Consider the following 18,455-nt stretch of genomic DNA (forward strand, 5'->3'; position numbering starts at 1 on the left):
GTTACCCAAATCGCGCAGGCCCATACGGCGTTGGGTCCACCCAAGGATGCTCACCCTGGATCATCTCGGCCAGCAATCGCCCCGCCACTGGCCCCAGCGTGAAGCCTTGGTGCGCGTGGCCGAAGTTGAACCACAAGCCCTTGTGGCGTGGCGCGGGTCCCATCACAGGCAGCATGTCGGCCGTGCAGGGGCGGGCGCCCAGCCAGGGCGGCTCGGGCAGTGCCTCGCCCAGGTCGACCAGCTCTCGGGCCAGCGCTTCGGCCTTGACCAGTTGCACCGGCGTGGGCGGGGCATCGATGGGTGCCAATTCGGCGCCCGTGGTCAGGCGCAGGCCGCGCTGCATGGGGGCCAGCACATAGCCGCGTTCGGCATCGAGGATCGGCTGCCGCACTTGGGCGGGCGAGCGGTAGTGCTGGTGGTAGCCGCGCTTGATGAACAGCGGAAAGCGGTAACCCAGCGTGCGGATCAAGGCGTCGGCCCAAGGACCGAGCGCCAGCACCGCTTGTTGGGCTTGCACACGGCCTTCGGTGGTCTGCACCGACCAGCCCGTGCCTTGTGGCTGCAAACTGGTCGCGTCACCGGTCAGCAAACGGCCGCCACGCGCCACAAACAGGTCGGCATAGCGCTGCACCAAGGCGCCGGGGTTGTTCACCGCCCACGGGTCCAGCCAATGCACAGCCCCCGCCAGTGACCTTTGCAAGGCAGGTTCGGCTTGTGCCAGCTGGATGGTGTTTTCTGCTTGGTAGCGCACGCCAAAACGCGTGTGCAAATCTACAGCCCGCTGCGCCGCCTCGTCGAATGCCTCGGCCGTGCGGAACACAAAACGAAAGCCTTCACGCGCCACCAAATCTTGCGCGCCTGCTGCTGCGATCAGCAGGTCGTGTTCTTCGGTGGCGTGGGCGATCAGGCGGCTGTAGGCTTGGGTAGCTTGTGCATGACGCTTGGGGTGTGAATGGCGCAGGTAGCGCAGCAAGGGTCCGGCCATCTGCCACAAACCCCGCGCATGCCAATGCACTTCGGCACCACGCCCCAAGGCCACGTTCAGCAAAAAGCCAGGCTCAAGCGGAAAGGCATAGGGCTCGACCGCTTCGCGCTGGATCAGACCCGCATTGCCAAAAGACGTTTCTTGCCCGGGCGCACGCCGGTCTACCAACACGACATCGAAACCGCGCTGCTGCAAATGCAAGGCGGTGCAGGTGCCGACCATGCCGGCGCCCAGAACGAGGATGGAAGTAGTCATGACGTTTCAGGCCGCGTTGTGGATGTCGATGGGCGACAGGCTTGACGACAGACCCCATTGAAAATGACCAGTATAGAGAGCACTGTTCACACCGACAGGTCGAATTAAACTGCCCCCATGAGCACCATCACCACAGAAATCCTCCAGCAATCCCTGTCCGAGCTGTTTGCCCCTTGGGTGCAGGCGCTGAATCTGACAGTCGAGCGTTTTGACGCCGACAGCGTGACCTTGCGCATGCCGCAAAGCGAGCAGCTTTCGCGCGTAGGGGGCATGTTGTGCGGCCAGGCCATGATGGCGGCGGCCGACACGGCCATGGTGCTGGCGCTGATTGGGCACTTTGGCGAGTTTCGACCTTGCAGCACGGTGCAACTGTCCAGCACCTTCATGAAGCCTCTGTCGGGGCAGGATGCGCTGGTGACAGCCCGGGTGCTGCGCGCCGGAAAGGCCATGGCCTTTGGCGAGATCGACCTGGCCGGGGCTGAGGATGGCAAAAGCGTTTTTCGGGCCAGCACCACCTATGCGTTGATGTGATGGGCGGGCGTCAGGCCAGTGCCAGTCGGGCTTGGCTACAATAAGGCCATTCTTGTTTTGAGGTTCCTCATGTCTGCTCACAACGACGCCCATACTTCTGACGATCCCGTTGAAAACGTGGTCAAGCACATTCCTGTGGTCATTCCGGCTGCTGGCGCTTTGCTGATTTTCTTGCTGGCCTTCATTGCCGTGTACATGGCTTGATCATTGGGTCTCCTGGTGACCGGCTGAAAAGCCTCACCCCCTGACAACAACCCGCAACGGCTTGGCCTTGCGGGTTTTGTTTTTTCTGCGGCTGTGAAGCCGACTCAGGCGGGCTGTGCAGAGTGCCATACCCTGCCGATGGGGCCTGAATGAATCGCTCGGATGCGATCAATCGGCATAACATCATGCATTTTTTGCATAGATTTGAAGTTGTTTTCTGTCCTTTTGAAAGGCACAGCAAGCTGAGGCTCCCTAAAATCGAGGCCCCGGTTACCAGCGGGTTACATGATCGGCATGACGCCAGCATGTCAATGGCCTCATCGTTTTTTCAAAGACCCCCACCGCCCAAGTGGCAGGTGTTTTTGAAAAAACGATTTTTAAACTTTGGAGCTTTCCCATGAACTCACCCGTGATGCAGGGCCTGAACCTCAACACCCCCGCGTACGTCAAGAACGCGAAACTGATCGCCTGGGTTGCCGAAATGGCCGCCCTGTGCAAGCCTGCCAACATCTATTGGTGTGACGGCTCGCAAGAAGAGTACGACCGCCTGTGCGCCGAACTGGTGACTGCGGGCACCTTCAAAAAGCTCAACCCCGCCAAGCGCCCCAACTCTTTCTTGGCTTGCTCTGACCCGTCGGACGTGGCCCGCGTGGAAGACCGCACTTACATCTGCTCTGCCAAAAAAGAAGACGCCGGCCCCACCAACAACTGGATGGAACCCGCGCAAATGCGCGCCACGCTCAACCCGCTGTTTGACGGCTGCATGGCTGGCCGCACGATGTACGTGGTGCCTTTCTCGATGGGCCCTCTGGGTTCGCACATCAGCCACATCGGCATTGAGCTGACCGACAGCGCTTACGTCGCCGTCAACCAGAAGATCATGACCCGCATGGGCAAAGCCGTGTTTGACGTGCTGGGCACCAACGGCGACTTCGTGCCTTGCATGCACACCGTGGGCGCACCTTTGGCCACCATCGACGGTGTTTGCCAAAAAGACACCACCCCCTGGCCTTGCAACCCCACCACCAAGTACATCGTGCACTTTCCTGAGACCCGCGAGATCTGGTCTTACGGTTCGGGCTACGGCGGCAACGCGCTGCTGGGCAAGAAGTGCTTTGCACTGCGCATCGCCTCCAACATGGGCAAAGACCAAGGCTGGCTGGCCGAGCACATGCTCATCTTGGGCGTGACCAACCCCGAGGGCAAGAAATACCACGTTGCAGCGGCTTTCCCCAGCGCTTGCGGCAAGACCAACTTCTCGATGCTGGTGCCACCCAAGGCCTTCGAGGGCTGGAGCGTGACCACCATCGGTGACGACATCGCTTGGGTCAAGCCCCACACCGACGGCAAGATGTACGCCATCAACCCCGAAGCCGGTTACTTTGGCGTCGCTCCTGGCACCAACATGAAGACCAACCCCAACTGCATGCTGAGCCTGCACAAGGACGTGATCTTCACCAACGTGGCCCTGACCGACGACGGCGACGTGTGGTGGGAAGGCATGGAAAAAGACACTGGCTCTGTGCCCGATCACCTGATCGACTGGCAAGGCAAGGACTGGACACCCCAGATCGCCAAGGAAACCGGTGCCAAAGCCGCCCACCCCAATGCCCGCTTCACGGTGGCCGCAACCAACAATCCGGCGCTTGACCCCGCTTGGGATGACGCTGCAGGCGTGCCGATCGACGTGTTCATGTTCGGCGGCCGCCGCTCCACCACCGTGCCCCTCGTCACCGAAGCACGTACCTGGACGGAAGGCGTTTACATGGCCGCGACCATGGGCTCGGAGACCACCGCTGCCGCCTTTGGCGCGCAAGGCGTGGTGCGCCGCGACCCGTTCGCGATGCTGCCTTTCTGTGGCTACAACATGAGCGACTATTTCCAGCACTGGCTGGACACCGGTGCCAAGGCTGAGGCCGCTGGCCACAAGCTGCCCGCCATGTACTGCGTGAACTGGTTCCGCAAGGGCGAAGACGGCTCGTTCGTGTGGCCCGGTTACGGCGACAACATGCGCGTGCTCAAGTGGATGATTGACCGCCTCGAAGGCAAAGCCACAGGCGAAGAGACCATGTTCGGCGTGGCCCCCACTTACGGTGAAATCACCTGGACTGGCCTGGACTTCAGTGCCGATCAGTTCAAGTCGGTCACCAGCATCGACAAAGCCGCCTGGCAAGCCGAATTCAAGCTGCACGACGCCCATTTCGACCAATTGGCGTACAACATGCCCAAGGCATTGCTGGACACCAAGGCCGCGCTGGAAGCCCGTTTGGCTGCTTAAGCATCAGCTTGCGCGCCCACCGGGCGCTTGCTCTTGTAACCGCCCCGGGCACAAACCGGGGCGGTTTTTTTTAAGGCGGAATAATCCCAAAGCAATGCCTTTTCTCAAAACCCCCGAATCCCGCTACCGCCTGGCCCAATGGCTGCTGTGGATCACGCCTGCGCTGTGGTCGGTCAATTACATCGTGGCCCGCAGTGCGCCGGGCGTGGTGGCGCCGCACATGTTGGCGCTGGGTCGTTGGGCTTTGGCGGGTTTGATTTTGAGTTTCTTGGCGCGTCACGAACTGTGGCTTGAAAGGCGCGGCACGCTGCGGGCTGCGTGGCAGTATCTGGTGCTGGGTGCTTTGGGCATGCTCATTTGCGGTGCCTGGGTTTACAAAGGTGCGCAGACCACCACCGCCATGAACATCGCGCTCATTTACGCCGCATCGCCTGTGCTGATCGCCCTGGGCGCCGTGTTGTGGCTGGGTGAGCGGTTTTCCTGGCGGCAGGGCCTGGGCGTGCTCGTGGCCTTGTCGGGTGTTTTTCATGTGGTGGTCAAGGGCCAGTGGCTGTCCCTGGCCCAAGTGCAATGGGTGGCGGGGGATGGCTGGATCGTGCTGGCCATGGTCTCTTGGGCGGGCTATGCCTTGCTGCAAAAGAAGTGGGCCAGCCCGCTCAGTGCCACCGCACGGCTGGCCACCATTTGCATGGGCGGGGTGCTGGTGCTTTTGCCGTTTGCGGCGTGGGAAAGCATGCAAGCCGATACGCCTGCCTGGAGCACGCAGGCCACCTGGCTGGTGGTGAGCGCGGGCCTGGTGCCGGGCATTGGCGCCTATTGGGCGTATGGGTTTTGTCAAAAAATGCTGGGCGCCAGTCGCGTGGCCGCCAGCTTGTATCTGGGGCCTTTGTATGGCGGCTTGACCGCTTGGGCCGTGCTGGGCGAGTCCATGGGCTGGCACCACCTCATGGGCGCTGCCCTGATCCTGCCCGGCATTTACCTGGCTTCGCGCCAGGCACGCGAGACCTGATTCACCAGGCCAGCGTCAGACTCTGCGAGAACCGACCTGCGCATACCGCTGCCTCATGCGCAGAGCGTGAGTCTTTGTAGGTTGGCACTCGAAGAGTCCGACATCTGCCCCATGCGCTTCAACAGTCAAAAAAACCGCGCCACCGCTCAATCACCCCAATGTCGGGGTCTGCGACCACCGACCTACAAGGCCGCACCGAAGCGTTGGATCATTGGCATTCAGGTAGGTCGGCACTCGAAGAGTCCGACATTCTTGGCGTACAGCTGCAGACGCAGGCACAAACCAAGCCTTTGAAACGCGCATGAAAAAAGCCTCCCGAAGGAGGCTCTGGTCAGTGAAGGCCTGTCAGGCTGTTCAGATGTGGTACAGATGGTTGCGCACAATGCGGGCAGCACGGCGGCCCATCAGGGTGGTCACATCGGTGGCGGCTGTGTCGTTGTCCGCAGCGCGGTCCATGGCCGATTGCAAGTCGCGCATCATGCGAACGTCCGATTGGGCCATGGCCCACAGGCGTTCGTCAGAGCGGCGACGTGCCACGCTGGCCGACCAGGCGTCCAGGCCCCCCATCATTTTTTGTGCAAACATGCGGCTGACACCGCGCAGTGCGGCGATGGCCAGCACGGCCACAGCCCACAAAGCGAGCCAGGAAGCGACCACATGGGTTTCGGCCCAGTCGTCGATCATCTGGTCGGCCATGACGACCAGCGCCGCGACGCCAGCGGCAAGCAGCAAGGTGGCCAGAGTTTTGGCCGAAGTGGAGGGGACAGCAGAAGCTGTAGAAACGGGCAGGTGGCCCAAGGTGGATTTGGTGGCAATGGTCATTTTATTTTCCCTTAAAAAAGGTCTTTCAGGTGCCGAATGGCATAAAACTGATAAAACCGTGAAACGAATATTAGGGTTAATACGAGTGTTGTTCAACTTTATATTCATGATATTCATCATTCACAATGGTGATAATAGGAGTGACTTCTCCGAAGGCAAGCCATGAACTCGCACATTCCAGCTTCATTTCGCACGTTGGACCTGAATCTGCTTCGGGTCTTTGACGAAGTCATGGCTGAGCGCAGCCTGACCAAGGCCGCGCGCAATTTGTCCCTCACCCAGCCCGCCGTGAGCAATGCCCTGCGCCGCCTGCGTGATGCCCTGAACGATGAACTGGTGCGCAGGCAGGGCCATGGCATCGAGCCCACGCCGCGTGCCTTGGCCCTGTGGCCGAGCGTGCGAGAGGCGTTGCGCCAATTGCAGGACGCGCTGGTGCCCAGTGCGTTTGTGCCTGCCGAGGCCCACAGCACCTTTGTGCTGGCCATGGCCGACGCCACCGCTGCCGAGTTGATGGGTGGTCTGGCCCGTCAAATGCAAACCGAGGCCCCGGGCGTGTCCATGCGCGTTGTGCCCCTGACTACACGCGACCCGCGTCGTCTGCTCAGCGATGGTGCGGCGGACATGGCGCTGGGCTATTTCCCGGCGGTGTTGACCGATTTGACGGGACGCGCCCAGGCTGGCGAGGCGGTGGCGTTTGAGCATCAGCGACTGTATGCAGGCGAATATGTCTGTGTCATGCGCCAAGGCCACCCCTTGGCCAACGATCCTCTGACACTGGACAGTTACTGCGCTGCACGGCATTTGCTGGTGAGCTTTTCGGGGCGCCCGTATGGTTTTGTGGACGAAGCATTGGCATCGATAGGCAGGCAGCGCCGCATCGTGCTGACCGTGAACCAGTTTTTCACCGCAGGCCAGGTGGTGGTCAACTCTGACTTGTTGACCGTGTTGCCCAGGCATTTCGTACCCACCACGGGCATGACCGACCAGTTGGTGCTGCGTGATTTGCCGCTGGATGTGCCGCCCGTGCATGTGGAGGCCTTGTGGCACCGCAAAATGCAGCACGACAGTGCCCACCAATGGCTGCGTGGACAATTGCTGCAAGTAGCGCAAAGCGCATTCGCCGTACAAGACCCCTCATGAAGCTCCAACTGCTGTCGGATTTGCACCTGGAAACCCACCCCGATTTCGTGCCCACGCCCGCGCCCGGCGCTGAGCTGCTGGTGCTGGCAGGCGACATCGGCTCCTATCAAAACAACTCAGCCCTCAGTGCAGCGGGCGATGCCGACTTCGGTCTGGCGCGGTTTTCGCCGCGCCACGGTTGGCCCACGCCCGTGTTCTTTGTGCCGGGCAACCACGAATACGATGGCCTGGACTTTGACCAAGCCCACACCCGAATGCAGGAAACCTGTGAACGGCTGGGCATCACCTGGCTGGAGCGCCAAACGCTGCAAATGAACGGCATCCGCTTCATCGGCACCACGCTGTGGTCAGACTTTGACGCACTCGGCCCGCTGGCGGGCCAAGCATTGCCCGAGAAACTGCCTGCCCACTTCAGCCACCCCAACAGCCAATACACCCGCCAGCTCAAGGCGCGCGACAAGGCCTTTCGGGCGGCCAACTATTACCTGCGCAAAACGGGCACCACGCGGGCGGGCGAGCCCTGGCTGGCCGAGGCCATGCGTGAACAGGCGCTGCAATGCCAAAGCTGGCTGAGTGACGCCTTGAACACCCCCTTTGATGGGCACACGGTGGTCGTGACCCACTTCGCCCCCAGCCTGCGCAGCGCTGACCCGCGTTATGGCGAGACACCCGGCACGGCGGGCTTTTGCAATGCCCTCGATGCCTTGCTGCCCCAAGCCCAAGTCTGGTTGCACGGCCACCTGCATTGTCCCAGCGACTACACACACCAAGGCTGCCGCGTGGTCGCCAATCCCTTGGGCTACGCGAAAAAAAACGAACAAATCCGCTTTCAGGCGCAACACGTCTTGAGCATTGGCTGATGTCCATGTCGGGGTCTGCGACCACCGACCTACAAAAACCAGCGATGTTGTAGGTCGGCACTCGAAGAGTCCCACATGTTTTCGCACACCCACAGCACCCCCAATCGGCGCGAACGATGCAACCCGCAACGTCGGGGTCTTCGACCGCCGACCTACAAAAAACCAACGCCTTCGTAGGTCGGTACTCGAAGAGTCCGACATGTTTTCACACGCCCACAGCGCCCCCAATCGGCGCGAACGATGCAACCCGCAACGTCGGGGTCTTCGACCGCCGACCTACAAAAAACAGCGACGTCGTAGGTCGGTACTCGAAGAGTCCGACATGTATTCGCACGCCCACAGCACCCCCAATCGGCGCGAACGATGCAACCCGCAACGTCGGGGTCTTTGACCGCCGACCTACAAAAACCAGTGACGTCGTAGGTCGGCAATCGAAGAGTCCGACATGTATTCGCACACCCACAGCGCCCCCAATCGGCGCGAACGATGCAACCCGCAATGTCGGGGTCTTCGACCGCCGACCTACAAAAACCAGCGATGTTGTAGGTCGGCACTCGAAGAGTCCGACATGTATTCGCACGCCCACAGCGCCCCCAATCGGCGCGAACGATGCAACCCGCAACGTCGGGGTCTTCGACCGCCGACCTACAAAAACCAGTGACGTCGTAGGTCGGCAATCGAAGAGTCCGACATGTATTCGCACACCCACATAGCCCTCAATCGGCGCGAACGATGCAACCCGCAACGTCGGGGTCTGCGACCGCCGACCTACAAAAAACAGCGACGTCGTAGGTCGGCACTCGAAGAGTCCGACATGTATTCGCACGCCCACAGCACCCCCAATCGGCGCGAACGATGCAACCCGCAACGTCGGGGTCTTTGACCGCCGACCTACAAAAACCAGTGACGTCGTAGGTCGGCACTCGAAGAGTCCCACATGTTTTCGCACACCCACAGCGCCCCCAATCGGCGCGAACGATGCAACCCGCAATGTCTGGGTCTGCGACCACCGACCTACAAAAAACCAACGCCTTCGTAGGTCGGCACTCGAAGAGTCCGACATGTATTCACACACCCACATCGCCCCCAATCGGCGCGAACGATGCAACCCGCAACGTCGGGGTCTTCGACCGCCGACCTACAAAAACCAGCGACGTCGTAGGTCGGTACTCGAAGAGTCCGACATGTTTTCACACACCTACAGCGCCCCCAATCGGCGCGAACGATGCAACCCGCAATGTCGGGGGTTGTGGATCACGGAAATATGCGGAGATGTGTTTTGGGTAGCCCATTGGCAAGGGCCGATTTTTGGCTGTTAGAAAAGTGGCGACATCGCCCGGTACAGCGCCTGAAAGCGCGCATGACGTTTTGACAACACGGCGTGCCGCGCCGCATCGGGTGCAAAGCTGCGGGTCACAGGCGGCGTGGTGCACACCGCTTCCAGCGTGCCACCACACGCCACCCATGCCAAACGCGCAGCGCCCAAAGCCGCACCGGTTTCAGCGCCTTCATGCAGTGTCAAACGCAGGCCCAGCGAATCGGCCAGCAGCTGCGCCCACCACGCGTCGCGTGCGCCGCCGCCCACCAAAGACAAACTCTGCAAGGCAGGCTCTGAAGTGCCCAAAGTCTGCAAGCCGTCGCGCAAGCCGAAAGCCACGCCCTCGGCCACGGCATAAGCGAGCGCTTCGCGGCCATGTGCTGCCGTCATGCCCACCCAACTGGCCGTGGCCAGTGGCTGGTTGTGCGGTGTGCGCTCGCCACTCAAGTAAGGCAAATACAGCGGGGCCGTGCGACGGTCGGCTTGCGGCAGCTGTGCCGCAGTGGCCAGCAAGCTGGCCTCGTCTGCAAACGCCAGTTGTCTGGCAGCCCAAGTCACGGCGCTGGCTGCACTCAGCATGACCGACATTTGGTGCCAGCGCCCCGGCAAGGCATGGCAAAACGCGTGCAGGCCCTGCGCCGGGTTGGGCGCAAACCGCGCACCACTGACAAACACCACGCCCGACGTGCCCAGCGACACAAAGCCTTGCCCGGGCCGAACCAGGCCCATGCCCACGGCGCTGGCCGCGTTGTCGCCCGCGCCACCGGCCACCGGCACGCGCTCCGGCAAACCCCAACGGCGGCACAGTTCGGGCTTCAAAAAAGCCGAGACCTCACTGCCCTCCACCAAACGCGGCATGTGGCTGCGGTTTAGCCCACAAGCGGCCAGCATCGTGTCAGACCAATCGCGCCGCCCGGTGTCGAGCCAGAGCGTGCCTGCGGCATCCGACATCTCGCTCACGGCTTCACCGGTCAATCGCAAGCGCAGCCAGTCTTTGGGCAAGAGCACGCGCCGGGTTTTTGCAAACAAGGCCGGTTCATGCGCGCGCACCCACAAAAGTTTGGGTACCGTGAAACCCGGCATGGCCAGGTTGCCGGTGATGCGCGCCAGCTCGGGCACCTGTGCCGTGAGTTGTTCGCACTGTGCGCCACTGCGCCCGTCGTTCCACAAAATGGCCGGACGCAAGACGGCGTCTTGTGCATCCAGCAGCACCGCGCCGTGCATCTGGCCGGACAAACCGACGCCCTGCAAACGGGCCAGCGCTTCGGGCTGCTCGCGTTGCAAAGCGTCCATGACGCGCTCCAGCGCCAGCCACCAACTGGCTGGGTCTTGCTCAGACCATAGCGCTTGCGGGCGCTGCACCGTGAGCGGCGCACGCGCCGTGGCCAAGACCTGGTGCTGATCGTTCAGCAGCAGGGCTTTGAGTTCGGAAGTGCCCAGGTCGAGGCCAAGAAACATGTCGCAGGCTTTCAGAATTGGCTGGCCCGCATGAAATGACGGGCCAAAAAAAATCAATGCGCGCCACTGAAGCGCGTGAGCGACTGACGCCTGAAATCCGAGGGCTTCATGCCCTTGATTTCCAAAAAGCGCCGGTTGAAATTGGCCACGCTGTTGAAGCCGACTTCGTAGCAAATATGGGTGATTTGCTGGTCGGTATCCATCAGCAATTGGCAGGCGCGGCTGATGCGCACGCGGTTCACAAAGTCGGTGAAGGTGTTGCCCGTGGCCTTGCGGAAAAAGCGGCTGAACCGGCTCTCGCTCATGCCCAACTCGGCCGCCAGCGCGGCGGCCGAATGCGATTCCGCCAGCTGATCGGTGATGCGGCTGAGCACGCTGTTGATCAGGTCGATCGAGGTGTCGTCGTCGTTGCTTTGCAGCTGCGCACTCGACAGCAGCCGGTAATCGTTGCAGGCCGCCAGATCGGCCAGGAATTCACAAAACGCGGTGAAGCGCCGCAAGCCGTGAGCCCGTTTGACCTTGTGCCAGTGCGTGTGCGCGATCTCGGATACACCAAAAAATTCGATGCCGTGGCGCGCCCGCTCCAGCAGGGGCAAGATCTCGCTCAGCTCGGGGATGGTCTGGCTGGCATGCACCAGCGGGTCGTGCGCGAACTGGATCACCAGATCGCGCTCGGCCACGCCCCCGTCGGGCAAATCCATGGTCACCCAGTTGTGCGGCAGGCGCGGGCCTGTCAGCACCAGTTGGCCCGGCTGAAACGGCCCGATCCAGTCGCCCACAAACACCTTGCCCGAGGTGGCGGTGATCAGGTGCAGCTCGTATTCGTCGTGGTAATGCCAACGCGCCAGCGGCGTAGGAAAACCGTGCGCCAGGCAGCGCACAAAGCCCACTTCGCTGGACGGCTCGTAGCCCATGTTGGGCGAGCGGACCAGCTCATGCTCCAGCTCGGGTTTGATCTGGCGGGGAACGGTGCGGGTGCGGACGGTCATGGCGCGGCTCAGGGGTGTGCTGTGGGGCGGTGAACAAAGAGCCTGTCAGTTTGTCACAGCCGGGTGTGCTGCGACAAAGCGGCCCACCCGATCATGGGCATTGCGCACCGCATTCACCAGGCGGGCATCCCCTGCCAACTCACCCCACAAAGTGGCGTCGGCACAGAATGCCGCCACCGGGTCGGGCGCTTCGCACATGGCGTGCGCCACCTCGGTCTTCATGGCCTGGTCCTGGTAGGAGTAGGGGATCTGCCCGGCATGCCAGCGCTGCAAATACGCCAGGAACAGCGCGGGCAACATGGCCACGCTGTCGATGCTTTCGCCAAGGGCCAGGCGTTCACGGATGGTGGGCGCGATGAAGCCGGGCACCTTGCTGAAGCCGTCCATGGCCACGCGCTGGTTGGTGTCCTGGATGGCGGGGTTGCTGAAGCGGTCGAGCACCACATCGCGGTAGCGCGGCAGGTCCAGCGGGCACGGATTTTCGGGCGTGTCCAGCACCGGGATCACGTCGTCGGTCACGTAGTCAAACGCAAAGCGGCGGATCACTGCGTCTTGGGTGCCTTCGTGGATGTAGGTGGTGCCCACCAGCGTGCCCGCCCAGGCGATGCAGCTGTGCGTGGCGTTGAGCAGGCGAATCTTGGCTTCTTCGTAAGCATCAACCGAGTCGACCATCTCCACACCCACCCGCTCCCAATCAGGGCGGCCCGCGATGAAACGGTCTTCGATCACCCACTGGATGAAGCTCTCGCCCATCAGGGCGGCCGGGTCGTCCTGCCCGGTGGCGGCTTTCACGCGCACCGCCACATCAGGCGTGGGCCGGGGTGTGATGCGGTCGACCATGGCGTTGGGGCTGGTGGTGTTGGCCTGCACCCACTGGGCCAGTGCGTTGTCGCCCAGCGCTTCGATGAATTGCAGCAAGCCGCTGCGCGAACGCTCGCCGTTGTGGCGCAGGTTGTCGCAGTTCATGAGCGTCACCGGGCCACTGCCCGCCTGCATGCGTGCACGCAAGATGGTGACCAGGCCGCCATAAATGGTGTGGCCTGCTCGACCCGCTTTGACCGCGTCCAGGTCGGCTCGCAAATCCGCAAAGCTGGCCCAGTCCAGCCGGTTCTGGGCGTCCAGGTAGTAGCCCGCTTCGGTCACGGTGAAGCTGATGATGCGCGTGGCCGCATCGGCGCCCATGGCCACCAGCGGGGCCAGATCGTCCTGATATGGAATGACGCGCTGGATGGAGGTGATGCGGGTGTAGGTTTTCTCGCCCTGGGGCGTGACGGTCTCCAGGGTGTAGGCGCCACCTTGCGCTTGCAGAGCGGCGATGGTGTCGAGCATGTCGGGCCGCAGGTTGCCGCCGACGATGCCCCAACCCCTATCACCCAGCTGCCGCAACTGGTGCACATAAACAGCTTGGTGTGCGCGGTGGAAAGAGCCCAGGCCCAGGTGCAGGATGGTGTTCATGGTCAAAAAGGAAGAAAGGTTTTTGAACGCAGATCAACAAAAAAATGCGCGTCAACAGTTTGGATTCAGAGGTCAAAATTTGTGGGCATCATGACCACGTCGCGGATGGTCATGCCGCGTGGACGGGTGAGCATGAACAGCACCACCTGTGCGACTTCAGAGGCTTCGAGCAAGCTGCCATTGGCCTTGGCTTCGGCCAGCTTGTCGGCAGGCCAGTCGGCCAAGAGCGAGGTGATGACTGGCCCCGGCGAGATGGCCCCCATGCGGATGCCGTGCTTGAACACCTGTCGGCGCGTGGTCTGCACAAAACAATCGATGGCCCATTTGCTCGACGCATAGACTGGCTCCCAAGGTGTGGGGAAATGCGCCGCAAGGGAGCTGGTCACAATGATGTCGCCGGCACCGCGCCCGATCATGTGCGGCAGCACGCCGCGCACGTTCTTCATCACCACGTTGACGTTCAGGTGGAGCATGCGGTCGATGGCCTCGTCTGTCGCATCCACCAGATCACCGCCCACATACAGGCCCGCGTTGGCATGGAAGATGTCCAGCCGCCCGGCCAATGCCAGGATGCGCTCGGGCATGGCCGCGCATTGCGCCGGGTCCAGCAGGTCAAGCACCAGCGGCAAAGCGCTGGCCCCCAGCGTGGCGCAGGCTTTGTCCAGTGCCACGCTGTCACGGTCGACCAGCACCACGGTCGCGCCCGCGTTGACCATGGCCTGCGCGCTGGCAAACCCGATGCCTGATGCCGCGCCAGTGACGGCAGCGACCTGGCCGCTCAGAGGATGTGTGGGGTTCATGGTGTCGTGCTCTTGAAAAGAGAAAAGGGTTCAGGCCAGGGCGGCAGCCACGGCGCTGGGGTTGTGTCGGACCACGCGGCCGCTGTTGTCAAACCAGTGGGCGTGCTCAGTCGCCACATCCAGCGTGACCGGGTTGCCCGCGACCAGTGGGGTGCGCTCGCTCAGGCGAGCCACCAACGTGGCCCCTTCAGGCGTGCTGACGTAGACCAGGGTTTCAGCGCCCAGCGCTTCCACCAGGTCCACACGGCCCGCAATACCGCCTTGCCCTTGGGGGCGCAGCAACACGGCTTCAGGTCGCAAGCCAATGGAACCACCCATGGCCCCTGCGGGCGCGATCTGCTGCACCACGGGCGGCAACTTATCCAGCGGCACCACGTTCATCTGCGGCGTGCCGATGAACTGCGCCACAAACTGGTTTGCCGGGCGGTCATACAGCTCCAGCGGCGTGCCCACTTGTTCGATCTGGCCATCGCGCAGCACCACCACGCGGTCGGCCAGCGTCATGGCCTCGACCTGGTCGTGCGTCACATAGATGGTGGTCGCGCCCAGGTCGCGGTGCAGTTTGGCGATTTCCACGCGGGTCTGCCCGCGCAGCGCGGCGTCCAGGTTGGACAGCGGCTCGTCAAACAAAAACACCTTGGGTGCACGCACAATGGCGCGGCCAATCGCCACGCGCTGGCGTTGCCCGCCCGAGAGGTCTTTGGGGGTGCGGTTCAGGTAGGCCGTGAGGTTCAGGATGGCGGCCGCACGCTCGACTTTTTCTTGGATCACGTCGGTGGCCACCTTGGCCAGCTTGAGCGCAAAGCTCATGTTCTCGAACACGCTCATGTGCGGGTACAGCGCATAACTCTGGAACACCATGGCCAGGTCGCGCTGGCTGGACGGCAGGTGCGTGATGTCGCGGCCTTCCAGGCTCAGTTTGCCGCCGTCGATCTGCTCCAGCCCGGCAATCAGGCGCAGCAAAGTGGATTTGCCACAGCCCGAGGGCCCGACAAAGACGATGAACTCGCCCGGCTCGATGGCCAGGTCAATACCCTTGATGGCGCGGTGCTCGCCAAAGAATTTTTCGATGCCCTGAAGTTGGAGATAAGCCATGGTGTGAGTGATCGCGATGAAGGGTTTACTTGACGGCGCCAAAGGTCAGGCCTTGCACCAATTGCTTTTGGCTGAACCAGCCGAAGACGACGATGGGGGCAATCGCCATGAGGGACGCGGCCGACAGCTTGGCCCAGAACAGGCCTTCGGGGCTGGAGTAGCTGGCGATCAATGTGGCCAGCGTGCCGCCCTTGGCGGCCGTCAGGTTCAGGCTCCAGAAGGCTTCGTTCCAGCTGAGCACCAGGCACAGCAAACCGGTGGAAGCCAGCCCGCCCAAAGCCAGCGGCAGCAGCACCATGCGCACTTCTTGCCAGAGCGTGGCACCGTCCATGCGGGCCGCTTCCAGAATCTCGTGCGGGATGTCCTTGAAGTGCGAATACAGCATCCACACCATGATGGGCAAGTTGGACAGTGTGAACACGATGATCAGCGCGAGCTGCGAGTCGAGCAGTTGGCTTTTTTGGGCCAGCACATACACCGGCACCAGCGCCCCCACGGCGGGCATCATCTTGGTGGACAACATCCACATCAGGATGTCCTTGGTGTACTTGCCCTTGAAAAACGCCATCGCATAGGCCGCAGGCGCGGCGATCATCAAGCCCAGCAAAGTCGACACCACGCTGGTGATGACCGAGTTCTTGGCATAGAGCAAATAGTCACTGCGCTCTTGCACTTCGTGGAAGTTGTCCAGCGTGGGCGTGAAGAAAAATTCTGGCGGCACGGCAATGGCCTGCAACTCGGTCTTGAACGCCGTGAGCAACAACCAGCCCAGCGGAAAGAACAGCAGCAAAGCCACGCTCCAGGCGGCCAGGGTGCGCACAAGGTATGCGGGGGTCAGGATGGAAAGTCTGGACATGGGCGAGGTCTTATTTGTCGAGGTTTTTGCCAACCATGCGGATCATGAACACAGCAGCGATGTTGGCCAGCACGACCGCAAACAACGCACCGGCCGAAGCCACACCAGCGTCAAAGTTGAGCAGCGCCTGCTTGAAGATCAGAAACGCCACGTTGGTGCTGGCGTCACCTGGGCCACCGCCGGTGGTGGTGTAAATCTCGGCAAACACGCTGAGCAAAAAGATCAGCTCGATCATGACGACCACCGCCACCGAGCGGCCCAGGTGCGGCAGGTACAGGTAACGCAGTTGTTGGCCGTAATGGGCACCGTCCATGCGCGAGGCTTCGAGCTGCTCGCGGTCCATGCTTTGCAGCGCAGTCATGAAAATCAGCGTGGCAAACGGCAGCCATTGCCAGGCCACCATGACGATCACCGACAGCAAGGGCCAGTCGGTCAGCCAGTCCACCGGCGTCAGGCCAAAGAAGATCCAGACCTGCGCCAGCACGCCATAAATCGGGTTCATCATCATGTTTTTCCACAGCAGTGCATTGACCGTGGGCATGACAAAGAAGGGAGAAATCAGCAGCACCCGCACCAGGCCACGCCCGGCAAAGGGTTCGTTGATCAGCAAGGCAATCGCCACGCCCAGCACCACGGTGATGGCGATCACGCTGCCCAGCAGCAGCAAAGTGTTGCCAACTGCGGTCGAAAAAGACGGGTCGGTGATGAAGTATTCGAAGTTGTCCAAGCCTGCGAAGCCGGTCACGTCGGGCTGGAGCAAGTTGTAGCGGATGAGGCTGAAATAAATCGTCATCACCAGCGGCACGATCATCCACAGGAAAAGCGTGGCCACGGCAGGCGTGAGCAGCAAACGGGGCAGCAGTTGGGGACGAGGGCGGTTCATGGGGGCAATCTCTCAATAGACCGGAAAGTGTGCCGCCCGGTCAACCCGCAGCGGCACACCCATCAAACCAGCAACGGTTTGGGTGGGTGAGCTCAGTCAGTCAGCCCACCCGTTTGACCGGCTTACTTGTAGTAACCGGCTTTCTTCATTTCACGGTCAGCAGCCACTTGGCTGGCCTTCAGAGCCGCGTCCACGGTGGACTTGCCCGACAAGGCGGCGCTCATTTGCTGACCCACAGCGATGCCAATGGCCTGGAACTCGGGGATGGCCGCGAACTGCACACCCACATACGGGCTCTTGGGCAAAGTGGAATCGTTCGGGTTGGCCGAGTCGATGGCGGTCTTCTCAGCCGATGCAAAGCGTGCAGCCTTCACGAACTCGGCGTTGGCATAGGTGCTCTTGCGGGTGCCGGTGGGCACGGTGCCCCAGCCGTTGGTCTTGCCCACCAGGTTGATGTAGTCCTTGGACGTGGCCCAGCTGACAAACTTTTGCGCCGCGTCCACTTTCTTGGAACCCGCAGGAATGGCCAGTGACCAAGCCCACAGCCAGTTGGCCCCTTTGGGGGTGTTCATGGTGGGGGCTTGTGCAAAGGCCATCTTGTCAGCCACTTTGGACTGCTTGGGGTCGCTCACAAACGAAGCGGCGATGGTCGCGTCGATCCACATGCCGCACTTGCCTGAGTTGGTCAGCGCCAGGATTTCGTTGAAGCTGTTGGCCGACGAGCCGGGAGGGCCGTAGTTCTTCAGCAGGTCCACATAGAAGTTGATCGCTTCTTTCCAGGGCTTGGATTCCAACTGGGGTTTCCAGTTCATGTCAAACCACTGACCGCCAAAGGTGTTGACCAAGGTGGTCAGGAAGGCCATGTTGTCGCCCCAGCCGGGCTTGCCGCGCAGGCAAATGCCGTACACGCCGTTCTTGGGGTCATGCATTTTGGCGGCCAGATCCTTGATTTGGGGCCAAGTAGGGCGCTCGGGCACTTGCACACCCGCTTTGTCAGCCAAGTCCTTGCGGTACATCAGCATCGAGCTTTCGCCGTAGAAGGGGGCTGCAAACAACTTGCCGTCCACGCTCAGGCCGTTGCGCATGGCGGGCAGCAGGTCGTCCACGTCATAGGCGGCGTCGGTCTTGAGTTCTTGCAGCCAGCCTTTTTTGCCCCAGATCGGGGTTTCGTACATGCCAATCGTCATCACGTCGAACTGACCGCCCTTGGTGGCGATGTCGGTGGTCACGCGCTGACGCAGCACGCCTTCTTCCAAAGTGACCCACTTGAGTTTGATGTCGGGGTTGGCCTGTTCAAAATTTTTGGACAGTTTTTGCATCTCGATCATGTGCCCGTTGTTGACGGTGGCGATCACGAGTTCGGTGGCGGCTTGGGCCATGCCTGCGCTGAACAGCGAGGCGGCGAGGACTGAAGCGAAGCGGAATTTCACAAGGGTCTCCTGATAGGGGTGGGATTCGAGTGCAACGGTTGGTTCAACCGTGGGGGAATTCTGACGATGAACGGCTTCATGATTTAT

General features: G+C 61.6%; 16 protein-coding genes. 6 read left to right on the forward strand and 10 right to left on the reverse strand.

All coding sequences use genetic code 11. The annotated features are described in order from the left end of the window. Nucleotide 1 precedes the first annotated feature (1 nt). Nucleotides 2-1,240 carry an FAD-binding oxidoreductase gene (locus B9Z51_RS12735; RefSeq protein ID WP_108375309.1) on the reverse strand — a complete coding sequence of 413 codons (1,239 nt, stop codon included), beginning with the start codon at nt 1,238-1,240 and terminating at the stop codon, nt 2-4. Between the two features lie 117 nt (nt 1,241-1,357). Here B9Z51_RS12735 and B9Z51_RS12740 point away from each other — a divergent pair, with 117 nt between their 5' ends. The 4 genes from B9Z51_RS12740 (at nt 1,358) to B9Z51_RS12750 (ending at nt 5,262) form a co-directional block, all read left to right on the forward strand. Then, nucleotides 1,358-1,771, forward strand: coding sequence for a PaaI family thioesterase (locus B9Z51_RS12740; RefSeq protein WP_108375311.1), 414 nt, complete (start codon nt 1,358-1,360; stop codon nt 1,769-1,771). Nucleotides 1,772-1,840: 69 nt separating this feature from the next. Further along, on the forward strand, nt 1,841-1,975 hold the full coding sequence (locus B9Z51_RS18970) for a hypothetical protein (protein WP_255419311.1): 135 nt from the start codon (nt 1,841-1,843) through the stop codon (nt 1,973-1,975). A gap of 397 nt (nt 1,976-2,372) precedes the next feature. Then, a complete protein-coding gene (locus B9Z51_RS12745; protein ID WP_108375313.1) occupies nt 2,373-4,253 on the forward strand; it encodes a phosphoenolpyruvate carboxykinase (GTP) in 1,881 nt (626 codons plus the stop codon). A 94-nt stretch (nt 4,254-4,347) separates the two neighbouring features. Then, nucleotides 4,348-5,262 carry a DMT family transporter gene (locus B9Z51_RS12750; RefSeq protein ID WP_108375315.1) on the forward strand — a complete coding sequence of 305 codons (915 nt, stop codon included), beginning with the start codon at nt 4,348-4,350 and terminating at the stop codon, nt 5,260-5,262. Between the two features lie 354 nt (nt 5,263-5,616). Here B9Z51_RS12750 and B9Z51_RS12755 read toward each other — a convergent pair whose 3' ends face one another. Next, nucleotides 5,617-6,084, reverse strand: a complete 468-nt coding sequence (locus tag B9Z51_RS12755) for a hypothetical protein (RefSeq protein ID WP_108375317.1) — start codon at nt 6,082-6,084, stop codon at nt 5,617-5,619. Nucleotides 6,085-6,246: 162 nt separating this feature from the next. Here B9Z51_RS12755 and B9Z51_RS12760 point away from each other — a divergent pair, with 162 nt between their 5' ends. Beyond that, a complete protein-coding gene (locus B9Z51_RS12760) occupies nt 6,247-7,224 on the forward strand; it encodes a LysR family transcriptional regulator (RefSeq protein WP_199227532.1) in 978 nt (325 codons plus the stop codon). Then, complete coding sequence (locus B9Z51_RS12765; protein ID WP_108375319.1) at nt 7,221-8,084, forward strand: metallophosphoesterase; 864 nt, start codon at nt 7,221-7,223, stop codon at nt 8,082-8,084. Before B9Z51_RS12760 ends, B9Z51_RS12765 begins: the two co-directional genes overlap by 4 nt. Before the next feature lie 1,315 nt (nt 8,085-9,399). On the opposite strand, the gene xylB is transcribed toward B9Z51_RS12765, so the two are convergent. The 8 genes from xylB to B9Z51_RS12805 all read right to left on the reverse strand — a co-directional run bounded on the left by xylB (nt 9,400) and on the right by B9Z51_RS12805 (nt 18,317). Beyond that, the gene (gene xylB / locus B9Z51_RS12770; RefSeq protein ID WP_108375982.1) at nt 9,400-10,860 is read right to left on the reverse strand and encodes a xylulokinase; all 1,461 of its coding nucleotides are present in this window, start codon (nt 10,858-10,860) and stop codon (nt 9,400-9,402) included. A 53-nt stretch (nt 10,861-10,913) separates the two neighbouring features. Beyond that, nucleotides 10,914-11,849 (reverse strand): AraC family transcriptional regulator, encoded by a 936-nt coding sequence (locus B9Z51_RS12775; protein ID WP_108375321.1) that lies wholly within the window; start codon nt 11,847-11,849, stop codon nt 10,914-10,916. A 45-nt stretch (nt 11,850-11,894) separates the two neighbouring features. Then, nucleotides 11,895-13,304 (reverse strand): D-arabinitol 4-dehydrogenase, encoded by a 1,410-nt coding sequence (gene dalD, locus B9Z51_RS12780; protein ID WP_199227533.1) that lies wholly within the window; start codon nt 13,302-13,304, stop codon nt 11,895-11,897. A 65-nt stretch (nt 13,305-13,369) separates the two neighbouring features. Further along, the gene (locus B9Z51_RS12785; protein WP_108375323.1) at nt 13,370-14,104 is read right to left on the reverse strand and encodes an SDR family oxidoreductase; all 735 of its coding nucleotides are present in this window, start codon (nt 14,102-14,104) and stop codon (nt 13,370-13,372) included. Nucleotides 14,105-14,134: 30 nt separating this feature from the next. Then, nucleotides 14,135-15,199, reverse strand: coding sequence for an ABC transporter ATP-binding protein (locus tag B9Z51_RS12790; RefSeq protein WP_108375325.1), 1,065 nt, complete (start codon nt 15,197-15,199; stop codon nt 14,135-14,137). A 25-nt stretch (nt 15,200-15,224) separates the two neighbouring features. After that, nucleotides 15,225-16,055, reverse strand: coding sequence for a carbohydrate ABC transporter permease (locus B9Z51_RS12795; protein WP_108375327.1), 831 nt, complete (start codon nt 16,053-16,055; stop codon nt 15,225-15,227). 10 nt (nt 16,056-16,065) lie between these two features. Then, on the reverse strand, nt 16,066-16,938 hold the full coding sequence (locus B9Z51_RS12800) for a carbohydrate ABC transporter permease (protein WP_108375329.1): 873 nt from the start codon (nt 16,936-16,938) through the stop codon (nt 16,066-16,068). Between the two features lie 122 nt (nt 16,939-17,060). Then, nucleotides 17,061-18,317 carry a sugar ABC transporter substrate-binding protein gene (locus B9Z51_RS12805; protein WP_108375984.1) on the reverse strand — a complete coding sequence of 419 codons (1,257 nt, stop codon included), beginning with the start codon at nt 18,315-18,317 and terminating at the stop codon, nt 17,061-17,063. Between the last annotated feature and the right edge of the window lie 138 nt (nt 18,318-18,455).

Source organism: Limnohabitans sp. T6-5 (assembly GCF_003063315.1).
In the GTDB taxonomy this organism is placed as follows: Bacteria; Pseudomonadota; Gammaproteobacteria; order Burkholderiales; family Burkholderiaceae_C; genus Limnohabitans_A.

Bases quoted from the DNA above. Each gene is read 5' to 3' on its own strand.
- B9Z51_RS12785 (WP_108375323.1), bottom strand. From the start codon at position 14,104: ATGAACCCCACACATCCTCTGAGCGGCCAGGTCGCTGCCGTCACTGGC.
- B9Z51_RS18970 (WP_255419311.1), top strand. From the start codon at position 1,841: ATGTCTGCTCACAACGACGCCCATACTTCTGACGATCCCGTTGAAAAC.
- B9Z51_RS12755 (WP_108375317.1), bottom strand. From the start codon at position 6,084: ATGACCATTGCCACCAAATCCACCTTGGGCCACCTGCCCGTTTCTACA.
- B9Z51_RS12745 (WP_108375313.1), top strand. From the start codon at position 2,373: ATGAACTCACCCGTGATGCAGGGCCTGAACCTCAACACCCCCGCGTAC.
- B9Z51_RS12790 (WP_108375325.1), bottom strand. From the start codon at position 15,199: ATGGCTTATCTCCAACTTCAGGGCATCGAAAAATTCTTTGGCGAGCAC.
- B9Z51_RS12735 (WP_108375309.1), bottom strand. From the start codon at position 1,240: ATGACTACTTCCATCCTCGTTCTGGGCGCCGGCATGGTCGGCACCTGC.
- B9Z51_RS12775 (WP_108375321.1), bottom strand. From the start codon at position 11,849: ATGACCGTCCGCACCCGCACCGTTCCCCGCCAGATCAAACCCGAGCTG.
- xylB (WP_108375982.1), bottom strand. From the start codon at position 10,860: ATGTTTCTTGGCCTCGACCTGGGCACTTCCGAACTCAAAGCCCTGCTG.
- B9Z51_RS12760 (WP_199227532.1), top strand. From the start codon at position 6,247: ATGAACTCGCACATTCCAGCTTCATTTCGCACGTTGGACCTGAATCTG.
- B9Z51_RS12805 (WP_108375984.1), bottom strand. From the start codon at position 18,317: ATGGCCCAAGCCGCCACCGAACTCGTGATCGCCACCGTCAACAACGGG.
- B9Z51_RS12765 (WP_108375319.1), top strand. From the start codon at position 7,221: ATGAAGCTCCAACTGCTGTCGGATTTGCACCTGGAAACCCACCCCGAT.
- dalD (WP_199227533.1), bottom strand. From the start codon at position 13,304: ATGAACACCATCCTGCACCTGGGCCTGGGCTCTTTCCACCGCGCACAC.
- B9Z51_RS12800 (WP_108375329.1), bottom strand. From the start codon at position 16,938: ATGAACCGCCCTCGTCCCCAACTGCTGCCCCGTTTGCTGCTCACGCCT.
- B9Z51_RS12740 (WP_108375311.1), top strand. From the start codon at position 1,358: ATGAGCACCATCACCACAGAAATCCTCCAGCAATCCCTGTCCGAGCTG.
- B9Z51_RS12750 (WP_108375315.1), top strand. From the start codon at position 4,348: ATGCCTTTTCTCAAAACCCCCGAATCCCGCTACCGCCTGGCCCAATGG.
- B9Z51_RS12795 (WP_108375327.1), bottom strand. From the start codon at position 16,055: ATGTCCAGACTTTCCATCCTGACCCCCGCATACCTTGTGCGCACCCTG.